At 40.9% G+C, this 25,105-nt stretch carries 26 protein-coding genes; 10 read left to right on the forward strand and 16 right to left on the reverse strand.

Going from position 1 to position 25,105, the window contains the following annotated elements; genetic code table 11:
• Positions 1-24 precede the first annotated feature (24 nt).
• From DC094_RS07120 to DC094_RS07135, 4 genes are all read right to left on the reverse strand, one after another.
• On the reverse strand, positions 25-549 hold the full coding sequence (locus DC094_RS07120) for a GNAT family N-acetyltransferase (protein WP_116686432.1): 525 nt from the start codon (positions 547-549) through the stop codon (positions 25-27).
• A gap of 126 nt (positions 550-675) precedes the next feature.
• The gene (locus DC094_RS07125) at positions 676-1,230 is read right to left on the reverse strand and encodes a hypothetical protein (RefSeq protein WP_116686433.1); all 555 of its coding nucleotides are present in this window, start codon (positions 1,228-1,230) and stop codon (positions 676-678) included.
• Complete coding sequence (locus tag DC094_RS07130) at positions 1,220-2,329, reverse strand: hypothetical protein (protein WP_116686434.1); 1,110 nt, start codon at positions 2,327-2,329, stop codon at positions 1,220-1,222. The genes DC094_RS07125 and DC094_RS07130 overlap by 11 nt, the downstream gene beginning before the upstream one ends.
• A gap of 97 nt (positions 2,330-2,426) precedes the next feature.
• Complete coding sequence (locus DC094_RS07135) at positions 2,427-3,233, reverse strand: hypothetical protein (RefSeq protein WP_116686435.1); 807 nt, start codon at positions 3,231-3,233, stop codon at positions 2,427-2,429.
• 465 nt (positions 3,234-3,698) lie between these two features.
• On the opposite strand from DC094_RS07135, the gene DC094_RS07140 reads away from it, so the two are divergent.
• The 4 genes from DC094_RS07140 (at position 3,699) to DC094_RS07150 (ending at position 6,483) form a co-directional block, all read left to right on the forward strand.
• Positions 3,699-4,406, forward strand: a complete 708-nt coding sequence (locus DC094_RS07140; protein ID WP_116686436.1) for a sulfite exporter TauE/SafE family protein — start codon at positions 3,699-3,701, stop codon at positions 4,404-4,406.
• Positions 4,407-4,413: 7 nt separating this feature from the next.
• The gene (locus tag DC094_RS22070; RefSeq protein WP_158527245.1) at positions 4,414-4,575 is read left to right on the forward strand and encodes a hypothetical protein; all 162 of its coding nucleotides are present in this window, start codon (positions 4,414-4,416) and stop codon (positions 4,573-4,575) included.
• A gap of 438 nt (positions 4,576-5,013) precedes the next feature.
• On the forward strand, positions 5,014-5,391 hold the full coding sequence (locus tag DC094_RS07145) for a YopT-type cysteine protease domain-containing protein (protein ID WP_116686437.1): 378 nt from the start codon (positions 5,014-5,016) through the stop codon (positions 5,389-5,391).
• A gap of 618 nt (positions 5,392-6,009) precedes the next feature.
• Positions 6,010-6,483 (forward strand): Dps family protein, encoded by a 474-nt coding sequence (locus DC094_RS07150; protein WP_241504003.1) that lies wholly within the window; start codon positions 6,010-6,012, stop codon positions 6,481-6,483.
• 242 nt (positions 6,484-6,725) lie between these two features.
• On the opposite strand, the gene DC094_RS07155 is transcribed toward DC094_RS07150, so the two are convergent.
• From DC094_RS07155 to DC094_RS07165, 3 genes are all read right to left on the reverse strand, one after another.
• Positions 6,726-7,199 (reverse strand): hypothetical protein, encoded by a 474-nt coding sequence (locus DC094_RS07155; RefSeq protein WP_116686439.1) that lies wholly within the window; start codon positions 7,197-7,199, stop codon positions 6,726-6,728.
• 290 nt (positions 7,200-7,489) lie between these two features.
• Positions 7,490-8,089, reverse strand: coding sequence for a cob(I)yrinic acid a,c-diamide adenosyltransferase (locus DC094_RS07160; protein WP_116686440.1), 600 nt, complete (start codon positions 8,087-8,089; stop codon positions 7,490-7,492).
• Positions 8,090-8,133: 44 nt separating this feature from the next.
• Positions 8,134-9,645: a cobyric acid synthase gene (locus DC094_RS07165; RefSeq protein WP_116686441.1), complete on the reverse strand. Its 1,512-nt coding sequence runs from the start codon at positions 9,643-9,645 to the stop codon at positions 8,134-8,136.
• A 312-nt stretch (positions 9,646-9,957) separates the two neighbouring features.
• On the opposite strand from DC094_RS07165, the gene DC094_RS07170 reads away from it, so the two are divergent.
• Together DC094_RS07170 and DC094_RS07175 are read left to right on the forward strand one after the other, a co-directional pair.
• On the forward strand, positions 9,958-10,914 hold the full coding sequence (locus DC094_RS07170; protein ID WP_133245492.1) for a hypothetical protein: 957 nt from the start codon (positions 9,958-9,960) through the stop codon (positions 10,912-10,914).
• A 21-nt stretch (positions 10,915-10,935) separates the two neighbouring features.
• The gene (locus DC094_RS07175) at positions 10,936-11,520 is read left to right on the forward strand and encodes an outer membrane beta-barrel protein (RefSeq protein WP_116686443.1); all 585 of its coding nucleotides are present in this window, start codon (positions 10,936-10,938) and stop codon (positions 11,518-11,520) included.
• A 32-nt stretch (positions 11,521-11,552) separates the two neighbouring features.
• Here the strand turns inward: DC094_RS07175 and DC094_RS07180 are convergent, their stop codons facing one another.
• The 4 genes from DC094_RS07180 to cobU all read right to left on the reverse strand — a co-directional run bounded on the left by DC094_RS07180 (position 11,553) and on the right by cobU (position 14,845).
• Positions 11,553-12,653 carry a nicotinate-nucleotide--dimethylbenzimidazole phosphoribosyltransferase family protein gene (locus DC094_RS07180; protein WP_116686444.1) on the reverse strand — a complete coding sequence of 367 codons (1,101 nt, stop codon included), beginning with the start codon at positions 12,651-12,653 and terminating at the stop codon, positions 11,553-11,555.
• A 99-nt stretch (positions 12,654-12,752) separates the two neighbouring features.
• Positions 12,753-13,565 carry an adenosylcobinamide-GDP ribazoletransferase gene (gene cobS / locus DC094_RS07185; protein WP_116686445.1) on the reverse strand — a complete coding sequence of 271 codons (813 nt, stop codon included), beginning with the start codon at positions 13,563-13,565 and terminating at the stop codon, positions 12,753-12,755.
• Positions 13,566-13,625: 60 nt separating this feature from the next.
• Complete coding sequence (locus tag DC094_RS07190; protein WP_116686446.1) at positions 13,626-14,243, reverse strand: histidine phosphatase family protein; 618 nt, start codon at positions 14,241-14,243, stop codon at positions 13,626-13,628.
• Positions 14,243-14,845, reverse strand: coding sequence for a bifunctional adenosylcobinamide kinase/adenosylcobinamide-phosphate guanylyltransferase (gene cobU / locus DC094_RS07195; RefSeq protein ID WP_116686447.1), 603 nt, complete (start codon positions 14,843-14,845; stop codon positions 14,243-14,245). The genes DC094_RS07190 and cobU overlap by 1 nt, the downstream gene beginning before the upstream one ends.
• A gap of 659 nt (positions 14,846-15,504) precedes the next feature.
• Between cobU and DC094_RS22075 the strand changes: the two genes are divergently transcribed.
• The 3 genes from DC094_RS22075 (at position 15,505) to DC094_RS07205 (ending at position 17,945) form a co-directional block, all read left to right on the forward strand.
• Positions 15,505-15,678 (forward strand): hypothetical protein, encoded by a 174-nt coding sequence (locus DC094_RS22075; protein ID WP_158527246.1) that lies wholly within the window; start codon positions 15,505-15,507, stop codon positions 15,676-15,678.
• A gap of 223 nt (positions 15,679-15,901) precedes the next feature.
• Positions 15,902-16,768 (forward strand): hypothetical protein, encoded by an 867-nt coding sequence (locus DC094_RS07200; protein WP_116686448.1) that lies wholly within the window; start codon positions 15,902-15,904, stop codon positions 16,766-16,768.
• On the forward strand, positions 16,761-17,945 hold the full coding sequence (locus DC094_RS07205; protein ID WP_116686449.1) for a zinc metalloprotease: 1,185 nt from the start codon (positions 16,761-16,763) through the stop codon (positions 17,943-17,945). The genes DC094_RS07200 and DC094_RS07205 overlap by 8 nt, the downstream gene beginning before the upstream one ends.
• A 65-nt stretch (positions 17,946-18,010) precedes the next feature.
• Here DC094_RS07205 and udp read toward each other — a convergent pair whose 3' ends face one another.
• A complete protein-coding gene (udp, locus tag DC094_RS07210; RefSeq protein ID WP_116686450.1) occupies positions 18,011-18,772 on the reverse strand; it encodes a uridine phosphorylase in 762 nt (253 codons plus the stop codon).
• Between the two features lie 290 nt (positions 18,773-19,062).
• On the opposite strand from udp, the gene DC094_RS07215 reads away from it, so the two are divergent.
• Positions 19,063-19,755 (forward strand): zinc metallopeptidase, encoded by a 693-nt coding sequence (locus DC094_RS07215; protein WP_116686451.1) that lies wholly within the window; start codon positions 19,063-19,065, stop codon positions 19,753-19,755.
• Positions 19,756-19,832: 77 nt separating this feature from the next.
• Here the strand turns inward: DC094_RS07215 and DC094_RS07220 are convergent, their stop codons facing one another.
• The 4 genes from DC094_RS07220 to DC094_RS07235 all read right to left on the reverse strand — a co-directional run bounded on the left by DC094_RS07220 (position 19,833) and on the right by DC094_RS07235 (position 25,092).
• A complete protein-coding gene (locus tag DC094_RS07220; RefSeq protein WP_241503986.1) occupies positions 19,833-20,330 on the reverse strand; it encodes a YHS domain-containing (seleno)protein in 498 nt (165 codons plus the stop codon).
• A gap of 377 nt (positions 20,331-20,707) precedes the next feature.
• Complete coding sequence (locus tag DC094_RS07225) at positions 20,708-21,226, reverse strand: serine protease external chaperone (protein WP_116686452.1); 519 nt, start codon at positions 21,224-21,226, stop codon at positions 20,708-20,710.
• A 16-nt stretch (positions 21,227-21,242) separates the two neighbouring features.
• Positions 21,243-23,423, reverse strand: a complete 2,181-nt coding sequence (locus tag DC094_RS07230) for a S8 family serine peptidase (RefSeq protein WP_158527247.1) — start codon at positions 23,421-23,423, stop codon at positions 21,243-21,245.
• Between the two features lie 217 nt (positions 23,424-23,640).
• The gene (locus DC094_RS07235; RefSeq protein ID WP_116686454.1) at positions 23,641-25,092 is read right to left on the reverse strand and encodes a sigma 54-interacting transcriptional regulator; all 1,452 of its coding nucleotides are present in this window, start codon (positions 25,090-25,092) and stop codon (positions 23,641-23,643) included.
• Positions 25,093-25,105 lie beyond the last annotated feature (13 nt).

The following is a 25,105-nucleotide window of genomic DNA, read 5'->3' on the forward strand; positions in this document are numbered from 1 at the left end:
AAGGTACGAGTAGCAAGCCGGCACTTATTTAATCTTCCGCCACTCACTTCTAGGCAGTTCATAATGCTTTAGCTCTCGATCACCCACTAACACATCATTTTTGTAAGTAAATCCGTTTTTAATCATCACTTTTCCTGATGCTGGATTTTCAGGTAAATGCCTTGCATAAATTAAATCCAAATCAAACTCGTTGAACCCATATTCAATTAATAGAGCGGCCGCTTCTGTACAGTACCCTTTACCCCAATAGGGAACGCCCAACCAATAACCTAGGTTCCCAGCTGCTCCATTAATTTGAGTAATGCTGATTGTTCCAATGAGACTTCCTGAGTCGACAAGCTCAATAGCCAGCACTATTGTTTCTCTATCGTTGAACCACTGAACGTGCTTCGATATCCAATCTTCAGCCATCCCATCGAGATAGGGGTGAGGAATATTAGCCGTCATTTCAGCAATGATTTTTTGCCCAGCTAACTTCTGTACCGTTTTGGCGTCGGATTGCTGATATGGGCGAAGAATAATTCGATTAGATTTAAGTGTCGGTATCAAATTTATTCCTTGGAAATTAATGCTTTATTATGCAACATAAAATTGTTAACTAAAATATTAAGATAAATATAACTGATTGTTTTTATTTATCTTAAATACGTTACCAGGCAGTACACCTACTGCAATTTAAAGATCATCATTAGCATCTTTCTCTGTTTTTTTATGATGCAATTCATTTACAAATGAAACGTTGGTAATCATGACAATGAAGATAGCTTTTAGTTGTAAAAACACTAAGTAAAAAACTGATGATATTCCTAAAAGCCTTAGTATATACAAACTATTTAAATCTGAAATCGATTTGTAAAACAATAAATAAATCATATTAATTAGTAGCAAGGACGATATTACGAAAGCAGAAGTCAATACAATTAAAACTAGATTTTCAATTCTCTTGGTTTCATCTGTGGCTATGACGCTTACGGAACTCGGTGATGTATATGCAGCTATAGCTTGAGGGTATGAATAAGCAATCCAAATCCCAGCAAGGGTGAAAACAGCTGCTGCTATATTTTGTAAGGTGCTCATTATTGGTTTTAAATCACCTAACGATACATTATCAACGAGGTAATAACCTAAAGCCAAGCTAGCCACAACATACAACGAATGCGGAATAATCCTACTTTTAATGAAAATTAATAATGTTTTTAGCACTTCTGTAGATTTTTTATTAAGCAGCATCTTCCTCTCCTACGACATCTTCCTGCTCTGCAGGTTGATCGCTAGGTATCTGAATCAGTAAATCATCACGAAGCCTAATCAGTTCATTCAAAACGGTTTCTGCAGGATAATATGTGTCATCACCAGCAAGTGGAGCTAACAATATCTGTTCACGACTGACGTATTTATTAAACCAACGAGTAGTATCATTTCCTGCTTCTCTAAAACCAACATTATTCCATTTATCTAGAGGATCATACTCTGCATCATGTACTTTAATAATTTCAGAAACTTCAGCTTCCGAAAGTGTTGCTTCTTCAATAATTTCGACATGTTTACTAAATGTTTTTTTACCTTTTACTTTTGACCAAAGATTGAAAAACGAATCTTTTTCATCGCTTTTTTGCGTTGTAATAGTGTCCCTTACAACAATATGACTTATCCTTTGTGCTAGCCTCGCTGCGTTGGCTTTATCAGAATTTAATTCTTTTGTGCTTACATGGAACTTAGAACGCATCGCTCTGGCGTTATCTTGCGTCATATATGTGATGAACTTCCTAATAATAGCGGCACCATTATTAGGATTTACGCTTTCACTTTCATTAACTTTTTTTCTTTGATGATCAATTCGATAATCTAGGCATCTCTTTAAGTAATCACAAACATCTTTAGTCATGGCTGATGAGTGAGTGAAGTTCACTGACGCTATTACATTTCTATTCGGAATAAACCAGTAATACATTGGCTGCCCTAAAAATGCACTCTGACCTTTAACTTTAGGGTCAATTTTTATTGAGTCACTGGTATCAGAGCCGACTTTTGCATCGGGGGATATACCACTAACTTTTCCACTATCATCACCAAACCTTTTCCAAAGCACTAATAGAGTATCTTTGGTTGCAGGATCCTGTGAAATACTTTTACAATAAATTTGAGCTCTTCTCGGATGTGACTTCGTATCCCAAGGAATAGTTTGATTAAAATCTCGATTTTTAACCCATACACAGAAGTTATCAATTATTTCTTCCATTGAGCCTTCTTCATAAACAGATTTATGTTCTTTTGTTGAGTAAAATCCACATTGCTTTACCTCAAAGAAGCTAATTGAACCTTTGTCCATGATTTCCCTTATCCTTTTTGTTACTCATAAAGTTAATGTTTACAAAAATACTGAAGCACTACCTAGCGCCCAAAGCAGCGTCCGCAGCCTTTGTTTGTTAGAACAAGCCTGCAATTTTACCGACAAGCCCTGATATTATTGCAACAATCACTACTACAGACCATAACCAATGATCTTTGATATATTCAATGATTGCTTTAGGGTGGATGCCATATTGATCTTGCCATGTTGCATTGGTATTCAATGATCCATCAATCGTTCTTTCAAAGATATTTGACATACAATCAATTTTTCTTAATGTAGAACGATGTAATTGAACATACTCTCCCGCTTCAAACGCGTCAGCCTCTTCTTTTCCGTCAAGTGCATCCTTATCGGTCATTTTGTTTAATTCAACAATTGCAAGAAAACGACCAGCCTTGCTGTGTCCCACATATTGCCTACCAAATAGAGATACCAGAGCCCGGGCTAAATCAGTTTTTTTATCGTCTTGAATTTTGTGAGGTTCTCCGCCTAGCGCTTGAAATCTATGTTCAATTGCAGAAAACCCATATGCTCCATCGCGCATATTCCAGTGAACAAAATGAAATGTTTGCCGGTATTTTACAAATTCAAAAAAATCTTCAAGCATCTCTTTTTCAAGCTCATCATATCGCTCAGGTATGTCACTTATAGAAATACCATTTCGTTCTGCAATTTTATGAACAGAGAAGCTCTCTGCTTGTGCTGTCTTTAAATTTCTAACGGCAATAGATGTAACTCTAGGAGTTCTTCCATCCTTAATGTCATAGAATGATTCACAAGAGTAATGAATAAGTAAAACCTGATCTGATTTTTCATAAAGGGAAACCAGTTCTTCTCTTGTCTCTTTCCGTTTCTTTATTCTTAATAACTCAGAGGCCATTCAGATTTCCTTGCATGTTCTAACATTCTATTAAAAAAACTATTTCCCTGACTCGACTAATCCAATGCCTTTGTTATTATTCATTAAGATGAGAAATCACCGTTTTTCTCACTCGGCTTTAACTCCCTACGTCGTCGCTCTACCTTCATTTGGTCGTCAGCTTCCAACGCAAACATTCTTTCTTGATGATTCTTAAGAACGGTTAAGTGACCAACAATCCGCCACTTCTTCGGTGCTTTATAGCGATTTTACCTTTATCGATTGATCTATCAATGAAAACAGTCATGTTTAAGGCATTTGCTGTGATATCGGTATATCAGCAGTGGGTTGTCAGGATAGGTGGCGGTGTATAACAAAATCAGGCTAAGGCGCAGCATTACCCTAAGCAACCCTTGCCTCAATCAAACCACACATTGATTCGATTTCGGCATAAGCATATAACTAAGATGTGATAAACTGCGCGCCATGGATATGATCACTTTTAGCGCAGCATTAGCCATTATGCTGGCAGCCGCTACCCTTCATGGCGTGATTGGTTTTGGCCAAGCCGTGTTAGCAGCGCCGTTGCTTTTTCTACTCAACCCTGAGTTTATTCCGGCACCCATTCTGATTTGTGGGATTGTGATGTCATTAATGAATAGCTGGCGCTATCGCAGTGAATTACAACTTCCGGCGCTGGCCAATACTTGGGCCGGTTACTTGCCAGGCAGTTTGATGGGTGGTTGGATGCTGGCAATTGCTGACCAACAAATTATGTCTTGGTTGTTAGTCGGCGTAGTCGGCATTGCTTTATTAGTCAGCATGACTCGGATTACCATTCCATTTAACCGCTATACCCTTTCGGCATTTTCAGTTTCTGCCGGGGTGATGGGAACCGTCAGTTCCATTAGCGGCCCGCCATTGGCTTTAGTTTGGCAACATCAGCCGGTGAACAGCATTCGCGGCAACTTAGGTGCAACTTTTGCCAGCTGCAACCTAATCGCCTTGATGGTGTTAGCTTGGCACGACAAGTTAAACCTGCACCTGATTACACTCGGCCTTTCTCTGGCACCGGCAGCCATTTTAGGCAACTGGCTTGGCTCGAAATTAGCACCCCACGTTAGCCACCACCACATGAGAATGGCAATGTTGGCGGTCTGTTTTATTTCTTGCAGCATGGTGCTTTTCTGCTGAAAATTTAATGTTTGAAAACATGGTTTCTAGAAAAGTCTTGGCATGTATCGAAATGCCAGAAAAAACACAAGTACGCGCCGAAGCAATTTGCGTAAAAACTGCAGTGACCGGTGGCACAATTACTGAAGAAGATATTGAGCGGATATTCTCGTCTTTAGCAGGAAATTAGCTTTTATTATTGGTTTTAGCCTAAAAACGCCAACTTTTTTCTCGGTATTTTTTGTTCTACAGTCAGTATTATTATCATCTTTTATATACTTACTATGCCACTGACTCCCGTTATCGAATTCAAGCAATCCTTAATAGCAGGGCAATTTTCTAATTTGCGCCTTTTGGGCGGAGGTTGCTGTGTCGGTATATCCTACGCTTGGCTCAAACATGCATTACTGACAAGTCCTGATGAATTGCTATCTTCTTACCAAGAAAGAAAACATTACGTGATTTCACAATCAACTTTAATACATCAGGCCCAAGCTAATCACAGCGATACAACAAATACCCACTATGTTTTTAGAAAAAAATTTCATGGATCAACCCAATGTGATTTTTTTATTCTCTTTATTTTCCAGCTAAATTATTTTCTCTTAAAGTCCAGCGTTCACCCTTGATGGATTATAATAAAAGGGGTACCTGCGAATTCATCTCGTACCAACATTCAGAAAACAATGATTCATTAGAAAGAACAATAAATCTCTATGTTTTTGAACACTCACACGCTGTTTTTCTTCAGTTTATTTTTAAAGATGAGAGTAGCGGCAAGCTCCCATCGCATACAACTGTTTTTATTAAACATGTGCCTCAAAAATCAGACGAGCAAGATACTTATATTTTTTTTGACCCCAACGCTGGAGAATTTCATTTGAAAGAGGATGAGTTGCCAAGTTTTTTTTACAATCATTTTTTACGCTATAAAATGCATAATGACTTATTATTTCAGCTCTACCCTGTTAGTTTACAAACTTCAGCGTCAACCCCAAAGATCTAGATACCTCCATTCCATTTAATCACTATACCCTTTAATCACCATACTCTATCGGCATTTTCGGTTTCTGCTGGGGTGATGGGAACCGTCAGTTCTATTAGCGGCCTGCCATTGGCTTTAGTTTGATAACATCAGCCGGTGAACAGTATTCGTGGCAACTTAGGTGCAACATTTACCAGCTGTAATTTAATTGCATTGATGGTGTTAGCTTGGCACGATAAGTTAAATTTTCACTTAATTACACTCGGATTTTCTTTGGCACCCGCAGCCATTTTAGGCAACTGAATAGATGCCAAAATAGCCAACCGAGTTAGCCAACATCACATGAGAATGGCAATGCTGGCGGTCTGTTTTGTTTCTTACAGCATGGTGCTTTTCTGCTGAAAATTTAACGCTTCGAAACATGATTTTCATTAATGAAAAATATCGAAACTAACGACAAGCAACCCGTTGATTCAATCAAACAATAACCATAGATCGAATAACACCACCAATAGCCATAGATAGCTTAATACTATGAAACAGATTGAGATTATTCGCTTCACAAGTGCTCATTTCAAGCATATGATTAGCTCAGCTTTTAAGATTTCGTTTTAAATTAAACATCGAACTGAGGTAAACATTATGTCGCTTAGCATTATTGGTTTGGATCAAAAAAAATCAGAAACAATCGCTAAAGACCTTAATGAGCTTTTAGCCAATTATCAGATATTTTATATGAATGTTCGTGGCTACCATTGGAACATTAAAGGTGAGAAGTTTTTTGAACTGCATCTAAAGTTTGAAGAGCTGTATAACGACTTACTACTGAAAGTTGATGAAGTTGCAGAACGTATTCTAACGCTGGGCTACCAGCCAGAGCACGCTTACAGCGTTTACACCCAGCATTCTGAAATTACTGAAAAATTGAATATCACCGATGGCAAACAAGCCGTTGGCGATATCGTTGCTTCTTTAGCACTGTTGATTAAAAAGCAACGGGCTATTTTAAGCTTAGCGGCCGATGCGGAAGATGAAGGTTCTAGTTCATTAATGAGTGATTACATTAAAGAGCAGGAAAAACTAATCTGGATGTATTCTGCATTTCTTGCTTAATAGTCGTAAGCACAACTGGGAGCGCGGGCGCACCGCCCGCGCTCCCAGTGAAAACCTTGCGACATACATTACATCCGCGTAAATACCCGCACCGGCATCCTGCCTCTTTGCGGCATACATTACATCCGTGTAAATACCCGCACCGGCATCCTGCCTCTTTGCGGCATACATTACATCCGTGTAAATAAAAGGCCAATCAATGATTGGCCTTTTATAATTCTTAATTATCAAAAATCAATTTATTAACCGCTCTTAGATACTCGATAAATTACCAAATCGGCAAAAGGAGATTCAATTTGGTAACTAGCAAACCGAGTGGCCATGCTACTTAAAAAAGATTTATGAATGCTGGAAACAATTTTCGAGGTACTTAACACCGTATTTTCAGCAGACATTTTTTCAGCCACATCTAATAATAAAGATTTAGCAAGCGGGTAATGCTTCCAGTAACCATCTGGGTAGCTGTCGGCATAAGGCACAAAAGCAAAACGCACATAGACTGGAACGCCACTAGCGCCATCTTGAAACACCAAGACATCATCAAGATCATTATATATGCCTAACTGACGACGCTCAGGAACCATTTTAGGCTGAGTAGCTTCAGATCCAGCGCTAGTAGATTCTGTAGTGACAAAGTCATCAAGATGAACTTGTAATTGCTCACAACCACACAGCGCTAGCAAACTAAGCAAAAGGACTGGCAACAACTTATACACCGGGCAACTCCTATCGCTGAGTACTGAACCAAAACCAATACTAAAACAGCGATGGCGATAATAAGTCGTCATGCAAAATGAGTCTGTGAGCAATTTCTCACTCAACAGAAATGAATCTTAAGAATATTGTTTGATAAGACCCTGGATCCGTAAGTTTGATAAGCCGCAAGCGCAATCAGACACTTTTGAATTTGTTAGAAAATGTCTGATTACGTTCACACTTATCAAACCTACAATGGGCAGCCAAAATGACGCTATCACAGCTTGATAAAACGCCGCTCCGATTGGGATCAGTCCAATTTTTTCTTTTCAGCTTGCTGCCACAAAACTTCGCCACCGGTTTGTCTGGCCAAAATTCGAGACAGCACAAAGAAGAAATCAGAAAGGCGATTTAAATACTGAACCAGCGGCAAGTTAATATCTTCACCGGCTTCTCTAGAAGCAATTACATTGCGCTCGGCACGACGCGCTACTGATCTAGCCATATGGCAGTAGCTTGCTAGACGAGAACCACCAGGCAGAATAAAGTTTTTCAGCGGCGGCAAACTTTCATTCATCTCGTCGATTAAGGTTTCTAGCTCAGTGGTAAATTCTTCCTGCATCAGCTGATAACCCGGCATTGCCAATTCACCACCGGTATTAAACAAGTTATGTTGAACCATTTCTAAGGGTTCTTTGAACTTATGTAACATTACCCGCTGTTCTTTTAATTCCTGAATTAATAAACCAACCCAAGTATTTAGTTCATCAACCGCACCAATTGCTTCAATACGCGGATGAGACTTTGAAACTCGGCGGCCTTCACCTAGGCTAGTTTCGCCTTTATCACCACCACGGGTATAAATGCGAGATAAACGGTTGTGTTCTTTATCGGTTTTTTTATCTGACATTATTTCTACCTACAATTGGTACACCTATAAAGAGTGGTGTTTTATTAAAAAGATAAACCTGCAATCCGCTTAATTTGCGCTATATCGAGATGTTGTTCAACCGCATCTGCTAAACGATCGATTCCCTGCTCTCGAAGCAAATCAAAATCCATGGCTTGTACTTGGTCCAAGCCAGCCCAACGCAGTATGGCATCACGCGCTTGGGACTGCTCAAATATACCGTGCAAATAACTGCCAATAATCAGCTGATCTTCACTGACAACGCCATCGGCATGCTCGGGCAGTTGAATCAATGGCTGCAAATCATCTGATAGCTGCTCGGTCACTCCTGCATGAATTTCATAACCGCGAACCAGACATTCTTGGCCATTTAGCTGTAATAAACCTTCTGCTCGGCGCAACTGCTTATGCTGTTCAAGTGTTGTTTTAATCGGTAAATAGCCAAAGCCAGCCATGCTACCGGCTGGGCCTTCAATGGCATGCGGGTCATCAATTAGCTGCCCTAACATCTGATAACCACCACAAATTCCGATTATTTTGCCGCCGTGGCGAACATGGCGCTGGATTGCTTTATCCCAGCCATGGTCGAGTAAAAATTGCAGATCATTTCGTACGTTTTTACTGCCCGGTAAAATAATTAAATCAGCTGAAGGGATTGGCTGATCTTTTCGGACAATCTGCAAGTCAACCTGTGGATGCAATCGTAATGGGTCAAAGTCGGTATGGTTACTCATTCTCGGTAATACCGGCACCACCACCTTTATCTTGTCACCTTCAGGATTGACCTGCTGGTGAGCGATGGCATCTTCCGCTTCCAGGTACAAGCCATGCAAAAAAGGAATAACACCCAATACTGGAACACCGGTTTCTTTTTCTAACCATTCAATGCCTGAATCCAACAAGCTGGCATCACCACGAAAACGGTTAATGACGAAACCTTTTACTCTGGCTTGCTCAGAAGCAGAGAGTAATTTTACCGTGCCATACAAATGGGCAAATACACCGCCCTTGTCTATATCAGCCACAATAATGACCGGCACATCGGCAGCTTCGGCAAAGCCCATATTGGCGATATCATTTTCACGTAGGTTGATTTCGGCGGGGCTACCGGCACCTTCTACCATGACGATTTGATACTGCTGTTGCAGCCGAGAAAATGAGTCCAAAACATAGGGCAGCATGGTCGGTTTATAGGCGTGATAACCACGGGCATCTTTCTCGGCCATCACCTTACCCTGCACAATTATCTGAGCACCGGTATCCGAATTGGGTTTAAGCAACACCGGGTTCATGTGTACCGATGTATCGATGCCACAAGCCTGAGCCTGCACCGCCTGTGCCCGGCCAATCTCACCACCATCGGGGGTTACCGCACTGTTTAATGCCATGTTCTGTGGTTTGAAAGGGGCAACTAAAACGCCCTGTCGCTTCATCACCCGACACAACGCAGCCACTAAAACACTTTTCCCAGCATCAGAAGTAGTGCCTTGAACCATTAAGGATGCTGACAGTTTCACCGGTGAGATATCAGATACTTTAGAACTACTCAAACTCATTACTCACTTCTCATTGCCCATCATGTTGATGTTGACATTATTGCTGGCACTGCGTTTGGCGGCCATTGGGTTGCTGCTGACCCACTAGGTGAACAACGTTGTAGCTAGTGTGCCAGAAGCATTCTGTATTGGCATTTGAATAGATCAATCAAGCAGATCGGCGGCAGATACGTTTTGAGTGAGAACACTAAATACAACGCTAATGACACAAATTTTCTTGCAAGCATTGATTGCATTAAACACAATCAGCATGAACTGAAAATTCAGATAAAATTTACGACACAATAACATTCATAAAAAAGGCATAATTAAATGAAGAAGGGCTGGTTACTTATCCCCTGCATGCTTTCTTTAGCAGCATGCGAAGATCAACATAAAGAATCCAAGGATCTTACCGCAGCTGACGTAGTGGCAGACATTCGCATAAATCGTCAAGGTAATGCCGCTTACACTACGGCAACCCGTATTATTGCCAATCTTAAAAGTGATGATATTGATGTCAAATTAACCAATGGCGATCGAATTCAAGCAATACAAGGCAACAGCCGAGTAACCTTGCTACGTGATCGTCAGCTAGGTGATCACACCTATTCAGCCACGACTGATATTAAATTTGATCCCGATACGCGAATTCAAATTGTAATGGCGCAGGGCATCGATGAATCCAGAGATGATCGCTGGTATCCGATTGACTTACTGCCGATAGAGCTTGAGGAAGGAAAATTACACGCCGAAAGCTTTATTAATATGCCGACTCCTTTAGCTGTAACCCAACCAAGCGGTGCAGTAACAATTAATAGTTCAGCAGAAACTGTCACTCTGAGCTGGGAGCAAAGCAATAACCAGGCTGATGATATGCAACTGTTCTATCAGAGCACCTGCAATACCGCGCCACAAAAAAGAAGCGGAGAAATTAGTATTTCAGGTGACCCTGGAACCATCACAGTTCCTGTCTCTGAGCTATTAATGGACCAAGGTTTGGATGACAGTACTTTTGATAATAACGACCAAGCCAGTGAAGTTATATTCTGGTTATTAATGGCGCTGTTGTATCAGGATTATCAAACCACAATAGAGAGCGAAAATTCCGCCCGCAGTGAACAATTCATTAGCCAAAATATTCAAGCCAATGCAACTTCTGATAATAGCTGCGATATCAATATGACCTTAGTGCGTGAAAGCCACGGGGAAGTTGATCCAGGTTTAAATGGCCAAAGCACACTGCTGGCAACTCATTCTGTGGTACAAAAAGTTTACTACCGCCCATAACCTGCGAAAAAGGCATTTTAAATGAAAAAGAATATAATTATTGCCATGGTTTTGAGCGGTATGATTACACCTGTTTATGCTCAAAATTTTTTTGGTGAACAATTAATTGCAACCACTGCCCAACAAACAGATAACAGCCGATCTGATCTTGATGGCGATACACTAATGAAGCTGGGCGCGGGCTGGAATTTCACTGAAAACCTAGCACTGACTTTAACCTACATGGAATCGGAAGGTGATGAGAGTAACCGCGATGCGGCTAGCAGCAACACTTTTACCGTAAAACCTCAAGATATTGTTTTAGCGGCTAGATACACGGGTAAAATCAATCAAAAAATAAGTTGGTTTACCAGCGCAGGCATTGATTTTTGGCGCTTAAAAATTACTGAATCTAACTCAGCAGATGGTTGGTCAAACAGCCCGTCAGCGACTGACAGTGGAATGGGTTTTGCAGCTGGTCTAGGTGCAAACTATCAATTCACATCTATTTTTTCTTTAATTGCAGAAACCGGCTATATCCATCGGCCCGATACGTTTGAGAAATCAGTTAACAAATTCGATCTAAATACACCCTACTTTGGTATTGGTGCACGATTAGGTTTTTAATGATTTCTTATTTGCTAGCCAGGCACGCCTGGTTAGCAAAACTGCTTCTGCCATTGATCAACCGTATTATCTAACACTTGAATAATTTCAGCTTCCGTCATCCCCAGTTGTTCGGCAAGCACCAGACAACCACCCAAACCACAGCCTTCTACCACTTGGCCTTGTTCGTATAAACGAATTGACTGATGCCGCGACAGTGAAAAATTAGTTTGATGGGTTTTTACTGCCAAGCTAGGCTGAATGTCTTTTTCAATCGACAAATGCGAATCAACACCTTGATAAATCCAGCGAGTCGTCCATTGCTCCAACTGATCGACTAAAGCCTCTTTGGAAATTTCATTTAATTTTAATGCCGCCAAAATGGGCGCTAAATACATTAAGCCACCGGCGAGAATCGCCTTATGTTTCAATGGCTCAAAACTCAATGGGAAATCTGCCAGATTTTTCGCCATGGCCAGCACAACTCGCTGGAAATGATCATGGTAATTGCTGCTGGACAATAACTGGTCAGTTGAGGTTAATGAACTATTTTCAGTTACAAACTGCTGCTGCAGTTGATTAATTAAAGCTAATTTTCTTTGTAGCTTTTCTGCTTTAGCGGTACTGCCCACTGGCGGAAACTGCTGGTTAAATAACAAATTGAGCCATAAAGTAGAAAAGGTTGTGCCGCCCACGCCGCACTCACCCACAATACTAATGCTTTGCTGATCCGCTTCCTGCCGGAGCTCCTTAAGCAGTAAAGTTTGTACAAAATCTTCTATATTTTCTGACTGGCAAAACCAATGCTGATAACCATCTAGTTGGTAATCTGCAATCTGCGGTAAATGGTCGAGTGCAAAGCTGTAAACCTTCATTTGCACCAAATGGCCGCGCTGCTGAAACGCTTTCAACAAGCCATGAACCAATACCGCAGGCGATACTGCACCGCTCGATAGAAATGGTTGTGCGGTAATACCGGGGATTTCAGTCAAGTGATAACCGCTAGCAATTATTTCTGCATCTAGCGCCGGTGTCATATCCATTAAGCCAACACCGGCACCGGCATCACTCAACAAATGTAGCTGTGGTAATTCAGTTGCTGCACAGTTAATCATGGAAAAACAAATCGCTGGTTTTTCAGATGCCAAATTCACTGACTTCGCCTTTTAAAAAAATTAACTCAACAATCACTAACTAAAGCCGGTGATATTAACCTTATCATTGGAGAATAAATAATGTGAAGCAAACTAGTACTAAATAAACAAAATACCAAAAGCCAGCAAAGCAACTTCTGTAAGTTCGATTGAAGCCCCGGCAACATCTCCGGTAAATCCACCCAATCGCTGATCACTGGTTTGGCGTAAAAAATAGAAGGCTAGAAATGCTGCTAATAAACCCGGCCAGTAACCAATCAACAGTACGCTGCCAATGCCCAAGCTGCCACATAATACTTTTCCAGCAATATCTGATTTTGCTACCGTAACAAATGCGCTGCCCATACCTTGTTTTCTTAAATAATGACCCTGTCGATAAAATGCCAAACCCGAACAACGCGCTAATGCCGGCGCTAGCAATAATAACAACCAACTACCTTGGTCAATAATTAACCAGCAAGCAACAAACCGTACTAATACCGAAAGTACCACAGCCATAACAGCCATTGGCCCACAGGTGGGGTCTTTCATAATATCTAATGTGCGCTGCTGGTCGCCTAGCCCACCGACCCAAGCATCCGTCATATCGGCTAAGCCATCAATATGCAGCCCGCCACTCAACCAAATCATTAATACCGTCACTAACGACGCAATTAAAGCACTATGCAGCAAAGTATCACCGGCAAAAGTTGACAACAGCAAAGCACTTAATAAATAAATTGCACCTAACAACAATCCTGCCGCTGGAAAATATAAAATGGCATCTTGCCAATCTGACAAGGCATTTTTAGCTAAAGGCTTTTCTCCAATTGACGGATCTTCTTCAACTAAGGGCTCTTTTGCCAACAAACCACTAACTGGTAATCGCGTAACGAATTGCAGGGTCATCAAAAAAGTCTGGTATTTAAACATGCTTTTTTCTCAATTATTTGTTTTTATTGCAACTTGTTTTTTCAATATCATTTTTGGTCATTATGAAGTGCCAAGAAAGTCTAGTTGCGGCCAATCTTGATGATTGCCGCTGTTATCGGTTTCTCGCCAAATTCTCCAACTAATCCGTGCACCATGCTCTAGCTTTAAACGGCTATTAGCTGCATCGGTTTCTAGCGGAATATTTAATAGCTGACTAAATAAAGCCCGCATAACACCGCTATGACAAACCAATAAAATAGTTTCGCCTTGAAAACGATCAATCAACTGTTGCCAGCCTTGTTCTATTCGCTGATGAAAATCATAAAAGCCTTCACCCTCTGGCGGCTGATATTTCCAAGGTTCAGACCAAAAATCGCTCAGCTCTTTTTGGTGTTTTTGCCATAGCTGAGAATAATTTTCTCCATCCCAAAGACCAAAATCTCTTTCCTTGAATGCAGCATTAACCATTAAAGGAAAACCTTTATCTTCAGCCATTGAACGAGCAAAAACCTGACAACGCAATAGTGGTGAGCAAACAATCCGCTGGTACTCTAAGCCATCGACAGCCTTGATCATTTTCTGCCAACCTTTGCCGGTTAATGGATCATCGGTCGACCCTCGCAGCTTATCACCACCGGCCGGTTCACCATGGCGAATTAAATGCACCAGTGTTTCCATTACTTGGTTAATTCCTGTTTATTTAGTTGGTTTTTAGTAGCCGGTTGATGGCCACAGGTCGGGCAGCAAGTGATGGTAGAAGTATCCTTCAAAACTTGCGGTAAGCCGGCAAGGCTAAAAATGACTTTATCTGCCCTAGCTGCCACTGCTTGATGTAACCAGCCTGACTCATCAACATAGCGACGGCTTAATTCACCCATAGGAATAATTCCCTGGCCGACTTCGTTGGATACCAGAATCAAATGGCCCGGCAGATCTTGCTCTAACAAGGCTAACAGCTGCTGCTTCTCAGATTGAAAAAGTGCCTCATCTTCCTTACACAGTAAATTGCTCAGCCAAAGCGTCAAGCAATCAACTAGCAAACAGCTATTTTCAGCCGCAGCATTTTTTAACTGCTCCGCCAGTTGGATCGGTTCTTCAATTACTTGCCATTGACTGGGGCGTTGCTGACGATGGCGCTCGATTCGCTTAGCCATTTCACCGTCTTGGTTGAAACACTCTGCGGTAGCAAAATAGATTACTTCTAAGCCACTATCGATTGCAGCCTGCTCTGCCATACGACTCTTACCCGAACGGGCACCACCTAAAAACAGTTGTTTCATTGATTGTTCCATTTATACGTATACGTATACCCAAACCATTTCAAGGCATGCATTTTGAAGTGGTTTGGGTATAGACCCAGTACAAAACCGATCCACTTAACTGCAACCTCAATTCATCTTCTTTAACCATTAACGCTTAGCAGCAAAGCCACCGATATGACTTGTTGTCAGCATAAGCGGTTACCTAATCATAAGTGCTGATCAGCATCAGCTCACTGATATGCTGCTTTATATAATAAAATCAGTCAAAAGTATTGGTAATACCAAATTGATTTTAAATAGAAGAATCGGCGTTAACTAATACAACCATGCTGCAATTAATGAATTTAGCAATTAAAATAAAACACATATCTAAATTTTTTAAAAACTACAAAACATGTTTCACAAGCCAATTCGAGTTACTACGCAGTATTTCCATACCTAAAATGCATATCTCATTCATTCAAAATAAAATCTTCATAAAATGACAACCGACACCATCAAGTCGCCCCTTTGAAAGTCACAACCTATCACGTTGCGCCGTTAATCCGACAATTTATAACAGCTATGAATTAAATTGTTTCGAATATTATAAACTCGAATAATCTGCAGCATGGATTGGGAACTTTATTGTGAACAATTCTACTAACAAACCTTATTGCAAACAGGTGATCAACATTATGAAACATAACATTACAACCGCCACCACCAGTGCCAATGAATTGAAGAAAAAGCTAGAAGCAACTCAAGTTGCCCGGCTTGAAAAACGCTTTGAATTCAAAGGCTCCCCTAGAGCTAGACAATGTAATTTTGTAGACGCTGGCGCCGGAATGACTGTCGAACAGTGCGAGTAATCAATAATGAAGCCAAATAAAATCACTGCTGATCAATTGATCAAAAAAATGAAGTCTACTGATATAACTAAACTAGAAAAAAGATTCGAATTCAAAGGGTCAAATAAGCCTCGCTATCACGAATGCACTACTCAGGAAAGTGGTTTGCGAATCTGCGAATAGTTACTCAACCAGATGAAATACGATTTTATCTGGTTTTTTTACGCCTTTATCGGAGCAATGCATGGCTAATTATTGTCATTTATTTGTTGAGTCTCTCAATCTTGATAGTGATATCAAAAGAAATGCCATTGAGCTAGAAGATCAAGTTCATATCAAATCTTTATTGTACCGATTGGCTGAGATCTTTAAACCCGGTTACCCAAATGCAACTGAGCAACAAATTCAACTGGCAGCTGGTTATGGCTATTGCGTTCATCAAAGCCTGTTTTTAGCTGATGATCAGTCTGTTGCTCTAATGCTCGCCTGTGATGAAAAACTTCAATTAGCGATTCCTGCTGATAATCTGTTTTGGCAACAAAAACAGCGTTTAGATCAGCAAGGGCTGTGGTCCGAAAAACAAATCAGTGATGTATTAGCAGAAACATTCAGTAGTGATTCTTTGAATGACGCATCTTTAGAAAAATTTGAAAACTTACAAATTCGCCATCGTTCATACGGTTTGTTTTTTCCACTAATACTGCAAGCATTTTCAGTTGATGAAAAGATATCAACCGAATGGTGTATCGATTTAATCGGTTATTATTTGAAAATTTTTGGTTACATCTATGATGCAGATGCAATACTAGAACCCAATGCTGAGACGACACTTCAAAAAACACCCGTTTATTCTTTAATTATCGCTAAGAATTTGTTATTGCAATATCAGTTGAATGATATTGCACAAGACAATAAAGAAGTCATTAAAACCGTCTTCGCCAGCGGTATTTACCAAGCCATGATGGAGCAAGCTATCGAGCAGTGTAAATTGGGCAATTTACATTTGGATAATCGCCCTGATTTGCCGGTTACTCGCGGCCGCATGTTATTTCGAGCATTCAATAAAAAATGCCGCCAGCAGATTAAATCGGTAGCTAAAATGTATGACTGATTGTTGGTGGCATTCACTCAAGCAATTGGTTGATCAAATTCAACTTTCTGAATTTGACAATGACAGTTATTCTGTAAGGATTCAGCATCAAACACTGTTACTCGGCGCAGAGCAGGCATTATTGATTCAATGCGCCCAGCAAGCTACTTCAGCAGAGCAACTACAACAAAACTTATCTGAGCATATTTCAGGCCTCACTACTGAGCTGTTACAGCAAATTTCTCAGATCTTAATTGAAAAAATAAATACGCTTATAGATAGCCCCGAACACATTTATACCAGCATGAATGTACCATTATATAAACTCGGTTGGATCAATCACCTCGCTTGGAAGTGTCGTGGGATAATGAAGCCAACTATTTTTTATAAATGGTTTCCAGCTACTATTTTCATGCTTATTATCAGCTTTATAATGACGCTAGATAAGTGGGAAAATGTAAGCCTTGATTTATCCACAGTCGGTGCGTTCTATCTGGTTTTAATTTTAAGTGGCCTGATTCATGAAACAGGTCACATGATTGCAGCTCAAGCAATCGAAAGAAAAAATGTCCAAGTATCTTTTGGTTTTTATTTATTTATTCCTGTTCTCTACTCCGATTTGTCGCATATTTGGTCGGCGAGTCGAGAAAAAAGAGTGGTGGCCAACCTAGCGGGCGTTGCGGTAGAAACTATTTTTTCTTTGCTGCTCATTAGCATTCATATTATTTCGGGTGAAGTAATATGGCTGCATTTAGCATTGCTCATCAGCTGGTCAGGGTTATCAAACATGCTGCCATTTGGCCGCAGCGATGGCTACTGGATTCTTTGTGATTTATTCAAACAGCCCAATCTACTGCCAAGGTTTATTCCTTCTCTATTAGATTGGCACCAAGGAAAAAAGCAAAGTAAAGGCGAACGTTTCCCTGCACTCTACGGACTGTTTAACCTTACCTTTATGCTGGTGTTGTTTACGGCAATCATTAGTGAAATGCATAGCCTAATGCTTAGTTTTCCACAGAGGGTTTGGGTTTTTATACGCGATTTTTTTCAAAGCAACCAAGTTGTCCCACTCACTATTGAAGATCTGTGGCTGTTAGGGTTGTGGTTTTTTTGTTTTCGGATTCTTTATATGCTCAGCAGGTTTGTTAAAGCGCTACGAAGCGGAAAGAGTGCTGTAGATAGCACCTTACTCGGTTAAAAATCACCCATAAAAAAACCTGAAGAAATTAAACTTCAGGTTTTTTGTATTCGGCTTATTGAAAACTAGCGCTTTGCCATTTTTCTAGCGGCTTCGACCACAATTTTAACTGCAGTAGATTCTGTTTTCTTCATTACCGCTTCATCAGGGATTTCCTGTTGGGTACGGTTAACGATAACACCGGCTACCATACCAGCTTTCCAGCCTTGGCTGGCGCACATGGTCAGCAGCGTTGCAGATTCCATTTCATAGTTCAGAACACCCAACGCTTGCCACTCAGCCATTGAGTCTTTAAAACGGCGGATTACACGACCAGAAACTGTGTCGTAACGTTCCTGACCTGGGTAAAAAGTATCTGAAGAAGCCGTAACACCAATGTGAGGTTCACAACCTTCCGCTTTAGCGGCTTCAACCATTGCTAAAGTACATTCAAAATCAGCTACCGCAGGGAATTCCATTGGTGCGAAATGCTGGCTAGCTCCATCTAAACGAACAGAACCTGTTGTGACAATTACATCGCCTACATTGACATGCTTTTGGATCGCGCCGGTGGTGCCAACACGTAAGAAAGTATCTACACCTAACTGGGCCAGTTCTTCCACTGCAATAGAAGTTGAAGGGCCACCAATACCGGTAGAACAAATTACCACTGGATTACCATCTAAGTGCCCAAGATAACTGGTGAATTCACGGGTACTTGCCAGTGGTTGTGGGTTATCCATCAATGCAGCAATACGCGCTACACGCTCTGGGTCACCGGGAACAATGGCGACTTTTGCGCCAGCTAACAAGCCTTTAGTCAAACCTAAATGAAATACGTCACTCATCCCTTCACCTATCTAATGAAGATTAAAAAAACATGCTACAGCAACTTATGACGGCTCGCAGCCAAAAAAGATCGGTCAAGCGGCTTTAGTCAATAATGACAATTATTCACGTTAGAGATATGTATGATTTGACAGCATAAATAGCAGTTAACTGATTGTTTTTTTAATCATCGGCTTACTACAACTGAATTTATAACCATCGTTCCAAGCCTAAGTTAAATTGAGTATTGCTTGGCGAGCTGACTAGACCGACAATATAACGCTAACCACATACGGTCGTACTTTCACCCATGACTCTTTTCATCTTGATCGCACTATTGATATTTGCTGTGCTGGCCTTGCTGCCGCAATGGTGGATCAAACACACTCTCGCCCAGCATGGCCAGCAACGAGAAGACTTGCCTGGCACCGGCTCTGAGTTAGCAGCCCATCTTTTATATGAAATGGATTTGCATGATGTTCGAGTGATTCGAGGTGGAAAAGGGCAGGATTATTATGACCCCAGCAACAAAAAAGTGTCGCTGTCACCGGAGCATTTTGATGGTAAATCGTTAGCGGCAGTCGCTGTAGCCGCCCATGAAGTTGGCCATGCGATTCAACACCATAATATGGAGCCCGATTTTTTGCGCCGCATTGATATGAACATCAAGGCACAAAAAATTGAGAAATATAGCGCTTGGGCAATGATGGTTACACCGGTGCTGCCACTGCTAACTCGGTTACCTCATACCAGTTTGTTGACCATTGCCTTTGGCTTAGCTGGAATGCTTGCAGCCACTTGGGTGCATGTTCTGACATTACCTGTCGAAACGGATGCCAGCTTTAATAAAGCGCTGCCTATGCTACAAAAAATGGAAAAACTATCTGAGACAGACCTCAAAGGTGCTAGGCAAGTACTACGCGCTGCTGCATTTACTTATGTCGCTGCGACCTTATCTAGCCTGCTTAGTATTGGTCGATGGTTAATGATGATTCGCCGATAAAGACAGCATTCAGATAAAATTTAAATCGTACTGCCCATAAAAAATGGCTCAAACTTTATAGTTTGAGCCATTTTTTATTATTTAGATAACACCTGCCAAGCTTGGTCTGCTTCAACTTTGTATGTCTGCCAATTTCCATTGACCCAACGCTGGCGGCCACGATCGGCATAAAAAAGATATAATTGATCTTCAAATATCTTCCAATGGGAGCCATCAGTTTTCACCAATCCTTCACCCAAACTCAATGCATTGGCACAGAAGCCATTATAAGCAGGGCTAAATGCTTCGGGATTGTCAGAAAACTTTTGTGCGTCTGCTTTTGAGATAAAATGCCAGTTAGCACCCTTCCACTTCACACTGAACCGGTCATTACCTTCAATTGCTTTTGGTTTTCCTGCTTTTGCTAGCTGATGATAAGCAACGGTGTCGTGACCACCAATTGCAACGCCACCAAAAAAGGACTTGCTGACCGGCTCAGCCTGCAGCGACAACGAAACCAGTAACAGTGAAAGTGCCGATAAGCTGCGAATACCTATAAGTCTTAAATACTTGCTTAAATGTGATAGCCGGGTCATGTTATCTCTCAAAAATTCAATGCGCTTTGTAAAAGATAAGATTCTAGACCAGATTCCAATCAAATGGTTTCATCTTCACTTTCCAATAGAAGACTAAAGTTTTTATTTTATAAAATCTCAGCAAAAAAAATGCAGGTAGTATAAATGAATTGAAAAAATTCATACTGCAACTCCTTACAACTTGAACAAACCTAAATATTCATCAATTTTAACCACCAACAAAACTAGCAGCATATCAAATACTTGACACCTAACGTTTCGAGCGCACACGAAACTAGTATTTATTGAGATCTAATTCCCCTATATCTGATGCACGTAGACATAAAAAAGCTCAGAATTTATCTGAGCTTTTTAGCTTCAAGATTGAGACACACCTGCTACATACGCATATTTTTCATAGTGGCTAGGTCATAATTTACATCTAGAACACCCTGCTTTTGCTGGATCATTTGTTTCATTTCTAGCAAATTAACATGGGCAGCATACTGAACAATAATCAAACCATCCGCTACAACTAAAATATTTCCTACAGTAGCGCTGTCCAACAGGGTCGTATGATCAACCCCTTGATCCAACTTGACAATGATTGCACCGGTGACTCGTGCCATTTGGCTTGTATCGGCGAGCATTATATTCTGACCAGAATACAATTCAGATGAACTATTTTTCTCACCATCGGAATCTTGGATGAATAATTCCTGATTTGCATTAATTACCATTCCCCGATAACTAGCAACTGCTGACTGAATGAACATCGAAAAGCTATTAGCTGCTGGTGCTGAATTGCCCTGTAATTCACTTTGAATTTTCTGATCTTCAATTGGCAAATCTGCTTCAGCGTGAATATTCATTGCCACCAACAAAAAGGGAACTGCAAAAACTGCTAACTTTTTCATAATCATTCTCCTGTAATTAGTGACCTAACACTCTGATTTTCCAGTTTTGCAATATACCTTCCACCGCATTATTTCCCTTGCTCAGTGGATCAACACTGATACCCAACAATGATCGATTGTAGTTACGTGTCGTTGTCGAAGTATCGATTAAACGAATCCTCCACTCTCCAGCCGATCTTTCATTGAAGAATGCATTGGATAACAATAACGTATCAACATACCCATCTGGATTATTTGAATTAATTCCTAAATCAGCATCCAGCGCATTATTAGGCGTCATCACCACACTACGAGTACCAGAAGGGCTAATCAATTCGACTGCTAAATCGGGTATACGAGAATGTTTTGCATCAAGACGAATTTGTACTCCTTCAATGATTAGGTCTTGTGGAATATCTAAAATGTGCGTTGCTCCAGTGACATCACCTTCAGCAATCGTTAAATCCAGTTCGCCACTATCTTGCCAAGGTGTAATTATTAAATCACCCAAGTCTTCATCATAGCTTTTGGCCAAAACAACAGCCGCATCAACATTAACACGACCAAAGCCGTACTTACTGTTAAAGCTATGTCCTGCTGCATTAGTTACCCATCCACTATGCGCAACATAATCCACGCCACCAACATCGATTGTTCTTACTGCATCGTCTTCATTAACTTTTTCAGCAGATTTCGCTAAAATATTCCGTGCATCTCTCCATGTTAAATTCGGATTTACACCTAATATTACCGCCAATACACCGCTGGTTACTGGTGTAGCTGAAGACGTTCCATTCATTAAATTGGTGTAATCACAATCAGTATTTTCAGGATGATTATTAAAAAATGGATAAATATTACTTTTCGAATAATCTGATAAGATCGCACTAGTTCCTGCACCACACCCAGAGCGATCTGTAGTCACCATTGCTGGTTCATTACTGATATTCGATAGATATTCGCTATTAGCGCCATATTCTCCACCAGGTGCAGATACAAAAACATTACTGCCCCAGCTTGAATAACTGGATAACTCACCATCAGCATTCATTGCACTAACGACAGTATTATAAAAATTGGCATTACCCGAGTCTTGATTAGCATTCTGGAATGGCAATCCATCTGATTGATTAGCTCGCTCATATGCAACTACAAAACCAAAGATTCGATAGCGATGGCTAACATTTCCATTTCCAGCAGCCTTTACATACAGCGTACCTTTGCCATCATGGCCATTGACTGATTGTTCATGATAAACATTACGGTTATTTTTTAGCTGATTATTATTCCATGAAAATGGGACGGTATTATTAAAACCATAACTTTGATTATAAATTCTGGCATGGTTGCCATTTAAGCCACCATGGCTAATAGAGAAACCTAAAAAACTTTGTTCTTCAATAAAGTTAAATCCGATTAAATTTGCTTGGGAGGCAACACCTCGACCGCCAATATTGTTCCAACCCCTTGAAGCGATAATTCCACCAACGGCAGTACCATGTGAACTATGGCTAGAGCTTGGCACCGGATTATCTGAGCCGTTACTCAAGTTTAAAGAACCATCAACCACATTTTCTATTAAATCCGGATGATCTATTTGCAAACCATCATCAACTACTGCAATAGTAATACCTTGCCCGGCATAATTATTACGAATACTTTCGGAAGTAGTAATATCTTCACCTACAACACCACTTCCCCGCGCGAAAGCATGTTGCCCGGTGTTTTTAAGGTGCCATTGGTGGTGAAACAAAGGGTCACTTTTATTTTCAAACACAATGGTGCCTTGCTGGATTATTTCAGTGCCATTTGAAATTGAATATGTCATTTCATGAGTGGTGCCCATATCTTCAAGATTTTCGGCAACATCAAACTCAAAAGTACCTAGCCCTGAATCAATCATAACCAAACCTTCTGGGGCATCGGATACAGCAAAATTTAACCCGGCAACCAAGGTAGACGCTATCGGAAGCGCTCCTTTGAGAATTTGTCCCTGACGGGCTTCAAACAGGCCATCTACTGGGTACAAATAATCTGGATCAACCAGCAGTTCTTCTATTGACGTTGGCGGTATCACTAGATCTGGGGTAGGTGTTTCTTCAACAGGAGGAGTACCTAAATCAGCACCTGGAGGAACATAGGTGGTTTCCGATGCCTGACCACAAGCAGTCAGAATTGCGATTAAGCTTAGGGATAAATAAAACCTTGGCTCCTTCATTAATCGGTCTCCATAAAAACTCATCAAATCAAAATGCAAAATGATTCCTACAGTAGAAACCAACTTACTAACACGGTATTAAGGTCAATTATTGACAGCTTGGTTATTTATTCAAAATAAGAACAAGTCTTTTGTAGAGGGCTCTACAAAGATATTTTTTTTTGTGAAGCAGTTTTATTGAGAACATTATTTCAATATGCATTTTGCTAAAATTTGGTTACTTTAATCCGAGTCGCTTAGCCAACCGATACAAATTACTTCGGTCTACTTGCAAGCTTCTGGCAACATGCGCCCAGTTACTATTGCAAAGCTGCAAATGGTGGCGAATCAGTTGCCGCTGATAGTCATCAACCAAGTCCTTCAGGTCTGCACCTTCTTTTGCAGACACCGTGACTGGCTCTTTATCAGGCACATCTAACCCTAAAGATTCTGCTTCCAAGACCAGTTGTGATTGATGACCCGCGGGTTGGATTCGAACGGCTCGATAAATTCTTTGTGCTAGCTCAGGAACATTACCTGGCCAGCGATGTTGGTACAAAGCCTGAATAGCGTCATCAGAGAGACGAACAACTCTCAACCCCATATGACATTTTTGCTGCTCTAGATAAAACCCAGCCAACAACTCAAGATCCTCACCACGTTCATTCAGTTTAGGGACAGAAATACTATAAGCAGATAACCGCTGGTAGAGCTCTTTTAAAACCTTACCTTCTGCAACAGCCCGGGGTAAATCAACTGAGGTAGTAACCAAAATTCGAGCCGGTAGTGTTATTGAAGATGCTGCTTTAGAAGCATTTTTTTGTAACCAATTAGTCAAGTGCCGCTGTGCAGATAATGGCAGAATTTCAAAAGAAGAAATGACCAGTGTCCCTTGGCAGGCCTGCTTAAGCTTTCCTAAGTGTTTATTGGCAACTGCGCCCAGCTGATTTAATCCAAACAATTCACTATCCAAGGCTTCTACAGGCAAAGCTTGGCAGTCTACTAATTGCATTGATCCACTGCGGCCAGATAGGCGATGTAATTCTCTAGCTACCAATCTTTTACCGGTTCCGGCTTCGCCACAAATCATTACTGTCATATTACTATTCGCCGCAGATACAATTTGCTGGCGTAACTGACGCATGATGATCGAGTTACCTGCTAACGCGCTATTAGTTGGTGTCGGAGCCATCGCCGATGGCAAATTATCGCTGGAAATTGTTCTGAGTTGCTCAAGTGTTTGTAAGCTTTGTACTCTGGCTTCAACCATTGAACAAACTGCTTGCAAGGTTTGCTGATTTAATTGATGAAATTGCTGCGGTTGTGCAGCATCCATCAATAAAATACCCCAGCATTGTTCGTGTACCATCAGTCGCACACCATAACTATCTTGTATCAAGGATTTGGATAACAGTAGACCATCCAAGGGGTGACTACTTAGCTCACAAGGAATAAATCTAACTGGGTTTTCACTCAATAGAACTGCTTTTAACCATGGCTGCTCAGTCACCAGAAAGCTCCGCCCCATAGCTTCTTTAACTAAGCCAATAGAAACTAAAGGTTTTAATCCGCCAGGTTCCAAACGTAGAAGTGTATATGCGTCACCCTGGACCCAAGGTGCGATGGTTTCGAGAACGGTTAAGTAATCAGTAAATTCGTCTTTATCTAAAGCGTATTCAGCAGTTAACATTAAGAAATCTCAA

Origin of the sequence: Pelagibaculum spongiae, assembly GCF_003097315.1 — a bacterium.
Classification (GTDB): Bacteria; Pseudomonadota; Gammaproteobacteria; order Enterobacterales; family Pelagibaculaceae; genus Pelagibaculum; species Pelagibaculum spongiae.

Bases quoted from the DNA above. Each gene is read 5' to 3' on its own strand.
- DC094_RS07125 (WP_116686433.1), bottom strand. From the start codon at position 1,230: ATGCTGCTTAATAAAAAATCTACAGAAGTGCTAAAAACATTATTAATT.
- DC094_RS07130 (WP_116686434.1), bottom strand. From the start codon at position 2,329: ATGGACAAAGGTTCAATTAGCTTCTTTGAGGTAAAGCAATGTGGATTT.
- DC094_RS07135 (WP_116686435.1), bottom strand. From the start codon at position 3,233: ATGGCCTCTGAGTTATTAAGAATAAAGAAACGGAAAGAGACAAGAGAA.
- DC094_RS07140 (WP_116686436.1), top strand. From the start codon at position 3,699: ATGGATATGATCACTTTTAGCGCAGCATTAGCCATTATGCTGGCAGCC.
- DC094_RS22070 (WP_158527245.1), top strand. From the start codon at position 4,414: ATGTTTGAAAACATGGTTTCTAGAAAAGTCTTGGCATGTATCGAAATG.
- DC094_RS07145 (WP_116686437.1), top strand. From the start codon at position 5,014: ATGGATTATAATAAAAGGGGTACCTGCGAATTCATCTCGTACCAACAT.
- DC094_RS07160 (WP_116686440.1), bottom strand. From the start codon at position 8,089: ATGTCAGATAAAAAAACCGATAAAGAACACAACCGTTTATCTCGCATT.
- DC094_RS07165 (WP_116686441.1), bottom strand. From the start codon at position 9,645: ATGAGTTTGAGTAGTTCTAAAGTATCTGATATCTCACCGGTGAAACTG.
- DC094_RS07170 (WP_133245492.1), top strand. From the start codon at position 9,958: ATGAAGAAGGGCTGGTTACTTATCCCCTGCATGCTTTCTTTAGCAGCA.
- DC094_RS07175 (WP_116686443.1), top strand. From the start codon at position 10,936: ATGAAAAAGAATATAATTATTGCCATGGTTTTGAGCGGTATGATTACA.
- cobS (WP_116686445.1), bottom strand. From the start codon at position 13,565: ATGTTTAAATACCAGACTTTTTTGATGACCCTGCAATTCGTTACGCGA.
- DC094_RS07190 (WP_116686446.1), bottom strand. From the start codon at position 14,243: ATGGAAACACTGGTGCATTTAATTCGCCATGGTGAACCGGCCGGTGGT.
- cobU (WP_116686447.1), bottom strand. From the start codon at position 14,845: ATGAAACAACTGTTTTTAGGTGGTGCCCGTTCGGGTAAGAGTCGTATG.
- DC094_RS22075 (WP_158527246.1), top strand. From the start codon at position 15,505: ATGAAACATAACATTACAACCGCCACCACCAGTGCCAATGAATTGAAG.
- DC094_RS07200 (WP_116686448.1), top strand. From the start codon at position 15,902: ATGGCTAATTATTGTCATTTATTTGTTGAGTCTCTCAATCTTGATAGT.
- DC094_RS07205 (WP_116686449.1), top strand. From the start codon at position 16,761: ATGACTGATTGTTGGTGGCATTCACTCAAGCAATTGGTTGATCAAATT.
- udp (WP_116686450.1), bottom strand. From the start codon at position 18,772: ATGAGTGACGTATTTCATTTAGGTTTGACTAAAGGCTTGTTAGCTGGC.
- DC094_RS07215 (WP_116686451.1), top strand. From the start codon at position 19,063: ATGACTCTTTTCATCTTGATCGCACTATTGATATTTGCTGTGCTGGCC.
- DC094_RS07220 (WP_241503986.1), bottom strand. From the start codon at position 20,330: ATGACCCGGCTATCACATTTAAGCAAGTATTTAAGACTTATAGGTATT.
- DC094_RS07225 (WP_116686452.1), bottom strand. From the start codon at position 21,226: ATGAAAAAGTTAGCAGTTTTTGCAGTTCCCTTTTTGTTGGTGGCAATG.
- DC094_RS07230 (WP_158527247.1), bottom strand. From the start codon at position 23,423: ATGAAGGAGCCAAGGTTTTATTTATCCCTAAGCTTAATCGCAATTCTG.
- DC094_RS07235 (WP_116686454.1), bottom strand. From the start codon at position 25,092: ATGTTAACTGCTGAATACGCTTTAGATAAAGACGAATTTACTGATTAC.